8 protein-coding genes and 2 pseudogenes are annotated in these 12,840 nt (G+C 34.1%); 7 read left to right on the top strand and 3 right to left on the bottom strand.

The genetic code is table 11. The annotated features are described in order from the left end of the window. The first annotated feature begins 261 nt into the window (after nucleotides 1–261). From AN486_RS16545 to AN486_RS16570, 6 genes are all read left to right on the top strand, one after another. Nucleotides 262–795 (top strand): type IV pilin-like G/H family protein, encoded by a 534-nt coding sequence (locus AN486_RS16545; protein WP_290601624.1) that lies wholly within the window; start codon nucleotides 262–264, stop codon nucleotides 793–795. A 204-nt stretch (nucleotides 796–999) separates the two neighbouring features. Next, nucleotides 1,000–3,174, top strand: coding sequence for an O-linked N-acetylglucosamine transferase, SPINDLY family protein (locus AN486_RS16550; RefSeq protein WP_290601626.1), 2,175 nt, complete (start codon nucleotides 1,000–1,002; stop codon nucleotides 3,172–3,174). Between the two features lie 79 nt (nucleotides 3,175–3,253). Continuing rightward, complete coding sequence (locus AN486_RS16555; protein ID WP_290601629.1) at nucleotides 3,254–3,577, top strand: nucleotidyltransferase domain-containing protein; 324 nt, start codon at nucleotides 3,254–3,256, stop codon at nucleotides 3,575–3,577. Then, entirely contained in the window at nucleotides 3,574–4,176 is a 603-nt protein-coding gene (locus AN486_RS16560; RefSeq protein ID WP_290601631.1) for a HEPN domain-containing protein, read from the top strand. The genes AN486_RS16555 and AN486_RS16560 overlap by 4 nt, the downstream gene beginning before the upstream one ends. A 25-nt stretch (nucleotides 4,177–4,201) precedes the next feature. Continuing rightward, nucleotides 4,202–8,815, top strand: a complete 4,614-nt coding sequence (locus tag AN486_RS16565; protein ID WP_290601633.1) for a glycosyltransferase — start codon at nucleotides 4,202–4,204, stop codon at nucleotides 8,813–8,815. A 100-nt stretch (nucleotides 8,816–8,915) separates the two neighbouring features. Further along, nucleotides 8,916–9,506, top strand: coding sequence for a Uma2 family endonuclease (locus AN486_RS16570; protein ID WP_053538648.1), 591 nt, complete (start codon nucleotides 8,916–8,918; stop codon nucleotides 9,504–9,506). Here AN486_RS16570 and AN486_RS16575 read toward each other — a convergent pair. From AN486_RS16575 to AN486_RS16585, 3 genes and pseudogenes are all read right to left on the bottom strand, one after another. Further along, the gene (locus tag AN486_RS16575) at nucleotides 9,500–10,108 is read right to left on the bottom strand and encodes a hypothetical protein (protein WP_053538649.1); all 609 of its coding nucleotides are present in this window, start codon (nucleotides 10,106–10,108) and stop codon (nucleotides 9,500–9,502) included. The genes AN486_RS16570 and AN486_RS16575 overlap by 7 nt on opposite strands. 160 nt (nucleotides 10,109–10,268) lie before the next feature. After that, on the bottom strand, nucleotides 10,269–10,661 hold the full coding sequence (locus AN486_RS16580; protein ID WP_053538650.1) for a tetratricopeptide repeat protein: 393 nt from the start codon (nucleotides 10,659–10,661) through the stop codon (nucleotides 10,269–10,271). A 177-nt stretch (nucleotides 10,662–10,838) separates the two neighbouring features. After that, nucleotides 10,839–12,320: pseudogene (locus AN486_RS16585) on the bottom strand (glycoside hydrolase family 13 protein). Nucleotides 12,321–12,412: 92 nt separating this feature from the next. Here AN486_RS16585 and AN486_RS16590 point away from each other — a divergent pair. Beyond that, nucleotides 12,413–12,715: pseudogene (locus tag AN486_RS16590) on the top strand (AAA family ATPase); the annotation flags it as partial. Nucleotides 12,716–12,840: the final 125 nt, after the last annotated feature.

Genomic DNA, 12,840 nt, shown 5'->3' on the forward strand with positions numbered 1-12,840 from the left:
AACGTATTAAATGAATTTAAACGTGCAGTATTCCAATAGTTCACAATGTAGGGACATTATATACAATGTCTCCACATTTTTTGATGCTGGTTAATTTAGGAACTGATGGGACAAATTCCTTGATAAATAAGCTTTTCAAGCCATTTCCTGAGTTTGTCCAAAAATCTTTTAGGTGAAGTGATATGAAACTGATCAGAAGTGGGTAAGTTCTTTTTATAAGGAAACAAACAACACCAACACTCCACCCCAAGGAAAATTAATATGAAAACTGAACTGAAAGCTAAATTCATCCAACACCTCCTCGGCAAAAAGCAAGAAGGTGAGGGTTTCACCCTGATTGAATTGTTAGTTGTTATCATCATCATCGGTATTCTCTCGGCTATTGCACTGCCATCTTTCCTGAACCAAGCCAACAAAGCTAAACAATCCGAAGCTAAAACCTATGTTGGGTCTTTAAATAAAGGTCAACAAGCTTACTTCACAGAAAAAGGCTCTTTCGGCTCTGCAATATCAGACTTGGGCGTTGGTATTAAATCAGAAACTGCTAATTATAAATATGCAACCGCAACGACTGGTACAGGCACTGCTGCGATCGCTCAATCTACTTCTGCTCTAACAGGAGTTAGTAAAGTAATCAGAAATTATGGAGGTACAGTATCCCTAATTGTAGAAGGATCAAGCAGTGATGCAACTAGTATTGCTATTCTTTGTGAAACTACTGCCGTAGGTGTTGCTGCCGTAGTTCCTACTGTTGGGAGCGCCTGTGCTACTGGTTCCACTGAAGTAGGTAAGTAATTAAATAGTAAAGCAATGAAGATTACATGAAAAATTGCGGAAGTTGAATTGAGACAATTAAAGCTATCGAGTCACAGCAATTTTAGCAATTTTAGATGAGACAAATATCCAGGATCTTCATTGTTGCATTAAATGTAGAGACGTTCTATAGAACGTCTCTACTGTGTTTTTGTAATACAACCACTTTATACTTACGATTATCAAATGCAACAGAATTCACAACTAAAAGATTACACTCAGGCTATTCAATATTACGAAAATGCAATTGACGCAGAACCTGATGTTAAATCCCATTACTGGCATTTGGGATTATATTTATTATTGCAAGACAAGGAGCAAGAAGCGCAATTAACTTGGTTAATGGGTATCGCAGAGGGAACTACAGAAGAGGTTCAATTGTGGACAACTGAGTTGAGCCAGATTTTATATCGAGAAATCGAAAAACAAGTAACCTTAGAAAACTATAAACAAGCCTGGGTCATTAGTCAACATTTACGAGAAATTAATTCTCATTATATTAATAACTTATTATTCAACTTATATTTAGCTACGCAATTAGAATTATTAGATGATGAATATGTTCAGCAGCTTGATTTAATTAATGCTATTGAAGAAGAGAATATTAACCCAGATATAGAAGTATTTTCAAAAGTTATTCATAAACTTATAGAATATCCTGGGCTTCGTGAATTAACCTTAGAAGTAGTAAATTTATTACTGAATTCATCAAGTAATATTAATGATTATACATATACAATAATATCTGCTGCTATTAAAGCAGAACTTTCTTTAATAAATGCTAATTTAGCTATTCAGTTACTGGAAATTTATATAAATGTAAATCCCAATCATCCAGAGGTTTTGATTCGATTAGCCTTTTGTTATCAAACAACTGGTCAACATCTTAACGGGATTAACACAGCCAAAAAATTAATAGATAGCTCTGATAATTTAGCTGATAAAGTTTTTTATAATCATTTGCTAATTAGGGGATTATTAATATCAGCAGGATCTTGGGAAGAAGCTTGTTTAGCAATTGAAAAACAAAAAAATTTAATATCATCTCTCATCCAAGAATCTCCCAGAATATCAGATACTGTGAGAATTCTACGTTTATACACATCAATGTTCTTTTTTCCTTATATTACAGATACTCCTAATATTATTAGGCCACTTCAAAATCAGTTACTGAATTTATGTTTAAATAATTTTGAACTAAATTCTACTCAAGCAATTAACCAATATCGTTATACAGCAAATACCACAAAAACAAGCAAGAAAATTTTAAAAATAGGCTATTTGTCCCATTACTTAAGACAACATTCTGTAGGTTGGATTGCTCGTTGGCTTTTTAAATACCATGATTCTGATAAGTTTAAAATTTATTCATACATAATCCATCCGCGTATACAAGATAATTTGCAGAAGTTTTTTATTGAATCTTCTTACCAAGCTTATAGTATTGAAGATGTAAACAGTGTAGTAAAAATTACTGAACAAATTCATAAAGATGAAATTGATATTTTGGTCGATTTAGATAGTCTTACAATTGATTTTGTTGGTGAAGTCCTCGCAGTAAAACCTGCTCCCATTCAAGTTACTTGGTTAGGTTGGGATGCTTCAGGTTTGCCATCTATTGATTACTTTATTGCAGATCCCTATGTATTACCTGAATCAGCACAAAACTACTATAGTGAGAAAATTTGGCGATTACCAGAAACTTACGTTGCTGTGGGCGGTTTTGAGACAGATGTTCCCACGTTAAGACGGGAAGACATTGATATTCCCAAAGATGCAATTGTATATTTTGTTGGGCAAAAAGACTATAAACGTCATTTAGAAAATACTAAATTACAATTAAGAATTATTAAGCAAGTTCCTAATAGTTATTTATTAATTAAAGGTTTTAGTGATTTAGAAGCTTGTCAGAAATTCTATGAACAATTAGCAGCAGCAGAAGGACTAGATACTAAATATTTACGATTTATTCCTCAAGATATAACTGAAGCAATTCATAGAGCTAATCTTACTATTGCTGATATAGTGTTAGATACCTATCCTTATAATGGCGCAACCACTACTTTAGAGACTCTATGGCTGGGTATTCCCATAGTGACCAGGGTAGGACAACAATTTGCAGCCCGCAATAGTTATACTATGATGATTAATGCCGGAATTACCGAAGGTATTGCTTGGACTGACGAGGAATATGTAGAATGGGGAGTGCGCTTAGGCAAAGATGAAAAACTCAGACAAGAGGTTGTCTGGAAATTAATACAAGGAAGAAAAAATGCACCTCTATGGGATGCAGAAAAATTTACCCGTGAAATGGAAAAAGCCTATCAGCAGATGTGGCAAAAGTATGTTGATACTAAATAGGTACTTAGTGAGAACTTAAGTTATCAAAAAGATGTGTTATTATCATTAAATAAATGCTCATCAAAAGAGGTCATCATCTATGGAATCGCTAATAATAAATAAAATTTTAGAAAAAGTGAAAATATTTCTACAAACAACCTATCAAGATAATTTAGATAAAGTTATCTTGTTTGGTTCTCGTGCTAGAGGTGATCATCATTCTGATTCTGATGTAGATATTTTAATTGTGTTAAAAGAACCCTTTAACTATTCTCAAGAAATCGAAAAAACTAGCATTTTTCTTTCAGAATTATCTTTAGAATTTGACTTAGTGATTTCTCGTGTTTTTGCTGAAACTAAAGATTTTAACTCTAAAAATACTCCTTTTTTTATGAATGTTATAAAAGAGGGAGTTACTTTATGAATAATGAACAAAAATATTTATTAATTAAGGCAGAAAGAAGCTTAAATGCAGCTAGAGAATTAAATAATAAAAATTATCCTGAATTTGCGACTTCCCGATGCTATTATAGTATGTTTTATGTAGCAGAAGCTTTGTTGTTAAATGAAAATTTATCTTATTCTAGTCATGCTGCGGTTATTTCTGCTTTAGGTAAATATTTGGTAAAAACTAATAAAATTCCGATTAAATATCATCGTTATCTCATTGATGCTCATTATGGGTTTAACGATTTTTATATTGCTTTGGGTTATAAAGGCGATTATATCAAACGCTATTTTTTAGAGTATTATCATCTAAATCCTAGTATGACTATTGATTTGAAAGATGGCCATATAGATGTTCATAACAACGTAGTCGAAGATTGGATTATTCACCTCATGGACACAGGTTTAGACACTATGACGGCTGGTAGAGTCAAAAGATTACTAAAGAATGAAACATTTATGGTAACTTATAGGGATGGAGTTGCTAATTTAAGCATTAATAAATTGTTAGAATCTCATAAATGTTTAGCAACCGCATTTGAGACCATAGAAAAAATAGACCAATACCAAGTTTAATTATTTATTACTAAAGGAAACAACAATGAAAAAACATATCTTGTTATATACAGATGATCCCGGATTAGGAGGAGTAGCTCAATATAATCATAGTTTACTCCGTGGATTAGTGCAATTAGGTTATCAGATCACTTGTATTCAAAGTGAATATAATACACCCTTGATTGAAGTAAGAGAAAACCTAGGTATTAAACATATTTGGTTAGATTTTGATACCCTCAATGATGAAGAACGAAAAATAACAGATACAGCTTCATCTCAAAGAATTTTATCAGAAATTAAACCTGATTTAATTATATTTAGTGATAGCTGGGCTTTAGCCAACTTGGGAGCAAAACAAGTAGCAATACAATATAATATTCCATTTATTGCCATAGTTGGTTTAGTGGGAGTTTATCCTGGTGGTCTTCCTAATGCTTCTTTAAAATTAATGTCTGAAGTTTATCATTATGCAAAAGCTGTAATAGCAGTTTCTGAAAATAACTTAAACTTACTATATCAAGGTTATGGCTTACCTAAAAATAAAGGGGAAGTTATTTATTATGGCAGACCTAAAGAATATTTTACACTTCAAAATAAAACTACACGAAATAACTTACGTCAACAGTTAGATATTCCCAAAGATGCTATCGTCTGTTTAACATCAGCACGCTATGATAAAATTAAAGGATATGATTTTCAATTAGCAGCTATTGAACAGTTAAAACTAACTAAAATTTGGAAAAAACTTTATTTTATTTGGGTAGGTTCAGGTTCATTAGAAACTGAATTAAAAGAGAAAATTCATCAGCAAAAACTAACAGATAAAATTAAATTATTAGGCCAACGTTTTGATATTCCAGATTTATTAGATATTAGTGATATTTTTATATTGCCATCTTTATTAGAGGGAATGCCATTAGCAATAATGGAAGCTATGGCAAAAGGATTACCAGTAATCGCTTCTGCTGTCAGTGGTATTCCTGAAGAGTTAGGTAATACAGGTCAATTGATAGCAGATCCTAAAGTAGAACCAGAAATTGCAATTAATCAATTAGCGGAAACAATTAAATTGTGGACAAGCAATGAAGATTTACGCCAAACTATAGGACAAAATTGCCAACAAAGAGCATCTGCATTATTTACCGAAGAAAGAATGATCAATCAAACTAAAGATGTGATTGAAAGAGCATTACTACCAGTCGGTGATTATATGTCGCAAAAGCTACAATTTATCAAACCAGATGCAGCATTTCCTAATATGATTGTGGGGAATACTAATACTTGTGAATGGCAATATCTACGGAGAGAAATTCCCCATAATTGGTATGTAGATCAAAGGCATCCCTATATAGGATTTCTATCAAGAGATGAAGCCAGTATTTTGTATAATAATGCCTTACAATTTGCAGGTAAAAGAGCCTTAGAAATAGGTTGTTGGTTAGGATGGTCAGCCTGCCATTTAGCTTTAGCAGGAGTAGAATTAGATGTTATCGATCCAGTTCTAGAAAATCCTGATTTCTATACAAGTGTGAGTAATTCTCTGCAAGATGTAGGAGTTATTGATCATGTAAATTTAATACCTGGATATAGTCCCGAAAAAGTCCACGAAATCGTACAAGAAAATCAACGTAAATGGTCATTGATTTTTATTGATGGTAATCATGATGCACCCTATCCTTTAAATGATGCAATCACCTGTGAACCTTATGCTGAAGAAGATGCAATGATCTTATTTCATGATTTAAGTTCTCCTGATGTAGCAGAAGGTTTAAATTATTTCAGATCAAAAGGATGGAATACTCTAATTTATCAAACTATGCAAATTATGGGAGTAGCTTGGAGGGGTAATGTTCAACCAATCACTCACATACCTGATCCCAGTGTTAATTGGAAATTGCCCTCATATTTGCATAGTTATCAAGTTAGTGGTTTATCAAATGATCACAACAAAAAAGCTTTAATTTTCTTCCCTCATAATCCTTATCCTGCAAAAACAGGAGCGCATCAGCGTTGCCTATCTTTAATTAAAGCTTTACAAGCCTGGGGTTATAATATTACTTTGTGTGGTTGGAATATAATTACGGATCATCATTATCCTCAAGATACAGCAGCCTTAAAAACCATAGAATCTGCATTAAATGTAAAAGTTTTGGTTTACAAAGGAACTGCTGAAGATTATCAATTTATACAAACCATACAATTACAAAATAATAGTGATCCTTTTGGAATTTATACACCACCAGGATTAAAACAATTTTTTGAACAGATATTTGATCAAATCTCACCACAGTTAGTAGTTGTTAACTATTCTCTATGGGGAGAATTGATAAATAACAATAAATTTTCAAAATCACTAACAGTATTAGATGCTATTAATTTATTCACTCTCAATACTCAAATGCAAAATAATTTGCAAAATTATTTATCATCTCCTCCCTATCATCCTGACAAAATTAACTTAGAAGCAATCCAAGAAAATTTTTATTTAAAACAAGATTTACAACCAGCATTGAAAGAATATCAAATATTTGACAAATATGATTATACATTGGTGATTTCCAATCAAGAAACTTCACAAATCGCTAATCATACCCAAAATACTAAGTTAATCTATATACCCATGACTTATGCTCCCGTAGTAGTGAGCAATTCTTATCAAGAAAAACCTATTTTTGCTGTAGGACCTAATCGGTTCAATATTCAAGGATACTTATACTTTACTAAGCAAGTTTTACCAAAACTATTAGCACTTATTCCTGATTTTGAACTACAAGTAGTGGGAATGATTTGTGAACAATTAGCTCCTGTTAACGGAGTAGAATTATCTGGGTTCGTTCCTGATTTAACATCCATTTATAGCAATAGTTGTTTTGCTATATGTCCCTTAATTGGTGGAACAGGACAACAAGTTAAAATAGTAGAAGCAATGGCTCATGGTTTGCCTGTTATAGCCTTAAGTAATGTGGCTCATTCTTCTCCCATTGAACATGGTGTAAATGGATTCATTGCTAATAATGCTGATGAATTTGCCCAATATACAATACAATTATGGCAAGATAGAGAATTATGTGAAAGATTGGGAATAGCTGCAAGGAAAACTATTGCGGAGAATTTTTCACCTGAAGTAATTAAAGATAAACTGTCACCTATCATTAATGAAGCCAATTTAAAAAGTTCACTACAATCATCATCTTTTAAACAAACACAAATAATTATTGATGGTGTATTTTTTCAACTGTATAAAACCGGAATTGCTAGAGTCTGGAAATCCCTTTTAGAACAGTGGGCAAATACAGAATTTGCTAATCATATTATAGTTTTAGATCGGGCTAACACTGCACCTAAGATTAACGGCATTCGTTATCGTACCATATCTCCCTATAATTATAACGATACGGAGAGCGATCGCCAAATGCTCCAGCAAATTTGCGACGAAGAAGGAGCAGAATTATTTATCTCTACCTATTACACAACCCCCATTAATACCCCTTCAGTGTTTATGGCTTATGACATGATACCAGAAGTATTAGGAGGTAACTTAAATGAACCTATGTGGATAGAAAAGCACAATGCTATCAAACACGCATCCGCTTTTATTTCCATATCAGAAAATACAGCTAAGGACTTGAGTACATTTTTCCCAAATATATCATTAGAATCAATTACTGTTGCCCATTGTGGAGTTGATCCTCTTTTCTCCCCTACCTCTGAAAATGAAATTAATGCCTTTAAATATAAATATGGCATCAATAAACCCTATTTCTTATTAGGTGGACTAGGCGGATATAAAAACTCAATTTTCTTTTTGCAAGCATTTTCTCAACTGATTAACAAACACAGTTTTGATATAGTAGCGACTGGTGCAGGTAGTCAATTACCTCCTGAATGGCGACAATATACTGCTGGATGTACCTTTCACGGATTACAATTAAGTGATGCAGAATTAAGATTAGCTTATGCTGGAGCAGCGGCACTAGTTTATCCCTCTCAATATGAAGGTTTTGGAATGCCAGTAGCGGAAGCAATGGCTTGTGGATGCCCTGTAATTACTACTCCTAATGCCTCTTTACCCGAAGTTGGAGGAGAAGCAGTCATCTATGTTAAAGATGATGATATTGAGGGTATGACTAATGCTTTATGTGATGTTCAAAAACCCAGCTTAAGACGTAATTTAATTCAGGCAGGATTACAACAATCTCAGAAGTTTTCTTGGGACAAAATGGCTGATATTGTCAGCAATGTTTTAGTTAATCAAACTCTTGAATCTTTACCTTTCAACCTTGGAGAAATTAATCTAATCATGTTTCCTGATTGGAATCAGTCAGAAGATGATTTATATGTGCAATTAGGAGAGGTAATTAAAGCACTAGCTACTGATTCTCATGCTGATGAAACGACATTACTCATCTATGTTAGTAACAGTGATCCTGAAACTGCGGACGGAATATTATCTAGTATCGCTATGAACTTAATAATGGAAGATGAGATAGATATTACCGAAAGCATACAAATTTCTTTGATAGAAGAAATCAGTGAAAAACAGTGGCAAACACTACTACCACATTTACAGAGTAGAGTTGTATTAGAATTAGAAAACCAAGAGGCGATCGCTAAATTCCAAGCAGACACCTTACCGACTTTTGAAATAGGATTATAAATCAATTTCTGCTTCTGCTGCTTTATCTTGGTAGATATCACTTATTTAGTACAATTTAACTGTAACCGCTTCCATACCTTGTATTTGAGGAATAAAAACTATGACAACTACATTACAAAAAGCTATTGTACCAAATAATCATCTAGTTCTTACAGGAATTACTTGGGAAAAATTTGAGCAAATAGAAACCACCTTTCAAGATATTGAGGGGATAAGATTTATTTATTTAGATGGAGAATTAGAAATTATTATGAATTTAGGACAAGAACATGAATATTACAAAAGAACAATTAGTTTATTGTTAGAAGCATACTGTAGAGAAAAAAGGGTTAGATTTTATGCTGGAGGTAGTGCCACGTTAGGAAATAAAAATATAACTGGACGTAAAGAACCTGATGAATCCTATATTTTTCATAGTAAAAAAGACATTCCCGATTTAATTATTGAGGTAATTTTTACCAGTGGAAATATAAAAATATTAGAAATATATAAACGAATTGGTATTCCTGAAGTTTGGATTTGGGAAGATGGATTATTAAAAATCTATGCTTTAGAAAATGGTGAATATAATCAGGTTAATCAAAGTCAATTATTACCAGATTTAGATATACAAGTGTTAAATCAGTATGTTGATTACCATGATCAATATGATGGAGTCACAGAATTTATTAACTACTTAAAAACTCAATAAATAACCTGTTCAAAACTATTACTAAATATAAAGTTTAACGCCTCCATCAGTGCTTGTAAATCCTCTAATACATAATATTTAACATTCTTAACAAACTCCATTTCTTGCAAAACTGCAAATTCCCATAACTTACCATTAGAAACTATACCAAATAACCGACTATTTTGATTACCATTCATTTTTTGTGCAGCAATCAGTTCCGCTAAACATTGTCCCCAACCTTCCTCAAAGTTATCTTTTTTAGCTTCCACTATAATTAGATAGGGCTTCTCTAAAATAATTTTACCCCTAGAAGAACGTTGAGCAACCATATAGTCAGGAATCCCTGATAAATTCTCATCATAATTTAAAGGTTGATGACTCCAAAGTAATAATTTACTAGCATATTGTCGCCATACTTCTACAAGAACTGGGTAAATAATGCTTTCACAAATAGCATATTCTGAATTAAAAACAACTCCTTCTTCTAGGATAAAATCTAATCTACTCTTAAAATACGGATCAGTTTCCATAGGTACTTGTTCAATGAAATTTTTTTCTTTGTAAGTGAGTGGAAATTCCTGTAAAACATCAGCAATGCTTTTGTATTTATTAAAAGACATAATTTTCCCTCTGGGTAAAGTTGCTTTCCACACCTGCCAGGGAATAAATTCCCTGTCTCATAGCTCAAGTCCGTTAAAACGGACTAATAAATCTTGCCTTTTGCCTTGCCATAACGACAATTTTCAACGCCAACCTACTTAAACAATTCTGATATCGCTCTTACTTTTCCCTCATTTTCTTCTTTATATCTGCCAGCACAGTTTGATAATCCTCTCTATCTGGATGTAATTTTATTAACTTCTCAATTAAGGCAATCCCCCCCTGATTATCCCCAGACCTTAACCGCATAATGGACAATCTCTCAAGCGCCATTTGATTATTCGGTTCACGTTGTAAAACCAACTCATACCCCTTAATCTGTGTCTGTAAATCATTCCCAACGGTTTTAACTACTGCTTGCTTAGGTTTTTCCCAAGACTGTTTGATGGCATTAACCCCGCCGAACAGTATTGAACCGCCAAATGAAATAAGTCCGATATATGTAACAATTCTTTTCTTTCGCTCAATCTGCTTACCGCGCCGAACCAAGTAATCATCACTAGAGTTAGTCATGTGTCAAAAATTGCTGTTGTCTTAATAGCAGCATTACCCCTACTATGATTAGATTACCCATAAGTAGCAAAAAAATATCACTCATCATCTCGTTCCCAGTCTCTGACTGGGAATGAACTCTAGAAGGCTCTGCCTTCAATGATATTAGAGGCAGAGCCTCATCAACTGCATTCCTAGTCAGAGACTAGGAACGAGATGTGGTGGGGATTTGAGATTAACGCAAATCAAGCCGCTACGGGGAGGAATAGTTAAAGAAACATTGTTATCCTTCCATGTAATTTCCCCATTGCCAAATAAAACTTGGTGTGGTTTTTTTGGCAAATTACGACAATCTATATTCACTGTGATAGATTCAGTTCCCACATTCACAGCAATAATTAATTCTTCACTTTCTAGAGTTCGGGCAAATACATAAACTGTTCCTACTGCATAAAGAACTTGATAACTACCAATTCGCAAAGCCGGGTGATTTTGACGAATAGAAATTAATTGTTTGTGAGTATTTAAAATGTCTTGATTCCAATCAGATTCTAGGGGGAAAACACGGCGACAATCTGGATCTATGCCTCCAGGTAAACCAACTTCATCACCATAATAAATACTAGGCGCACCGGGAAAGGTAAATAACAACAGATTACATAATTCTACACTTGCTTGATCACCATCAGCAATACTAATTAACCTGGCTGTATCATGGCTACTGAGGACGTTTAATTGAGTTAGTTGAATTTCCCAAGGATATAATTCTAAAAGGCTGTGAATTTTGGCTGCATAACCAGCCGCATCTAGGGCAGGATAGGGATAATAACTCTGAGATTCTACTAATTCTAATACAATGCGATCGCCTACTGCAAACGCCAGCACTGCCTCATTAAATAAATAATTCAATACCCCATCAAATTGCGTCCCATCAAGCCATTCACGGGCATCTGACCAGACCTCACCGACAATATAAGCATGAGGATTAATACCTTTGACTCGTTGGCGAAATTCCTGCCAAAAACCCGAAGTTTTAATTTCATAAGGTACATCTAACCGCCAACCATCAATGCCAAATTCCAGCCAATATTCGGCAATTTTCATGATATACTCTTTAACATCAGGATGATCATGATTAAAAGTTGGTAAAGAGCGAATTCCTGCCCAAGCATCATAATTAGCAGGTAAATTACCATCATAAGGTGCAAGCGGCCAGCCTTGAATTTTAAACCAATCTATCCAAGGAGAATTAGAACCATTTTCTAAGACATCATGGAAAAAGAAAAAGCCGCGACTAGAATGATTAAATACGCCGTCAAGAACTATTTTTATATTGCGGGAGTGGGCTGCATCTATTAATTCTCGTAAAGCTTGATTTCCCCCCAACATCGGATCAACTTGGTAATAATCATGGGTATGATAACGATGATTACTAGCAGATTGAAAAATGGGTGTAAAGTAAATCGCTGTAATTCCTAAACTTTCGATATAATCTAATTCTTCTATCACACCCCACAAATCACCACCTTTATAGCCTTGATATGTGGGTGGTGCATCCTAGGCTTCTAAATTGGTATTATTTAAGAAGCTTTGACGGGAACGCTGACTTCTAGCAAATCTGTCGGGGAATATTTGATAGAAAACTGCGTGTTTCACCCAATCTGGCGTGTTAATCTGCATAAATTTATTTATTACCCTTTTTTATAACCACGAAATGATAAATAATTGGTACACTTATTTACTTGACCCAGTTTACAGTTAATTAGTGCCTCATGGTATATGTCAAGCGCGTTGAACTTACCAATTTTAAATCCTTCGGTGGGACTACTGCTGTCCCTTTGCTACCGGGGTGTACTGTCATATCTGGTCCTAATGGTTCTGGGAAGTCAAATATTCTGGATGCTTTGTTGTTTTGTTTGGGTTTAGCTAGTTCTAAGGGTATGCGGGCGGAACGTTTACCAGATTTGGTCAATAATGCTCAAAAACATAAGGGGCGTTCGGCGCTGGAAGCTAGTGTAACTGTGACTTTTGATATTTCAGATATCTTACGCAGAGGCGCAGAGGCGCAGAGGGAGGGGTGAAACACGCAGTTTTCTATCAAATATTCCCCGACAGATTTGCTAGAAGTCAGCGTTCCCGTCAAAGCTTCTTAAATAATACCAATTTAGAAGCCTAGGATGCACCACCCACATATCAAGGC

The sequence above is a fragment of the Anabaena sp. AL93 genome, from assembly GCF_001672085.1.
Classification (GTDB): domain Bacteria; phylum Cyanobacteriota; class Cyanobacteriia; order Cyanobacteriales; family Nostocaceae; genus Dolichospermum; species Dolichospermum heterosporum.